Source organism: Oleiphilus sp. HI0067, from assembly GCF_001635735.1.
In genome coordinates this window covers 1-781 of record NZ_LWFI01000203.1, presented here as the reverse complement: position 1 = coordinate 781, position 781 = coordinate 1, and the positions used below count along the sequence as shown (strand labels likewise).

The 781-nt window shown below is 45.1% G+C and carries 1 protein-coding gene; it reads left to right on the top strand.

What is annotated here, in order from left to right:
• The first annotated feature begins 2 nt into the window (after positions 1-2).
• On the top strand, positions 3-650 hold the full coding sequence (gene adk, locus A3739_RS02665; RefSeq protein ID WP_231876982.1) for an adenylate kinase: 648 nt from the start codon (positions 3-5) through the stop codon (positions 648-650).
• Positions 651-781: the final 131 nt, after the last annotated feature.

Genomic DNA, 781 nt, shown 5'->3' with positions numbered 1-781 from the left:
TTATTTTGCTCGGCGCACCAGGTGCCGGTAAAGGAACTCAAGCTCAATTCATTACTGAGAAGTATGACGTGCCTCAGATCTCAACGGGCGATATGCTTCGTGCAGCTGTTAAAGCGGGCACTCCACTAGGCTTGAAAGTGAAAGAAGTCATGGCGTCTGGTGGTCTAGTTTCTGATGAGACAATTATTGCTTTGATCGAAGAGCGTATCAAAGAAGACGATTGTGCAAATGGTTTCTTGTTCGATGGTTTCCCACGCACAATTCCTCAAGCAGAAGCGCTTAAAAAGCAGGGTATTGATATCGATGCCGTTGTTGAAATTGATGTAGCTGATGAAGAGATTGTTAGTCGTTTGAGCGGTCGTCGCGTTCACGAGGCGAGTGGTCGTGTCTATCACGTTAAGTTCAATCCGCCTGCAACTGAAGGTAAGGATGACATTACTGGTGATGCGCTTGTTCAGCGTGAAGATGACAAAGAGGAGACTGTACGTAAGCGTCTAGATGTTTATCACTCACAAACAGCTCCACTTGTTGAGTACTACTCTGCGTGGGCTGAGTCAGGTGAAGCAGCTGCGCCAAATTACGTTCGTGTAGATGGCGTTGGTGAGATGTCTAAGATCCGTGATCAGATTGTTGCTGGGTTAGACGCATAAGCGAATAATCTTTGAAAGAAAGGCAGCTCCTTGAGCTGCCTTTTTTATTGCTTGGCGTTTATCATATGTTTTTAAATTTTTGTTTGGCAGGTAAGAATGACAGCAATCCTAGCTGTAGATACATCTTCTGA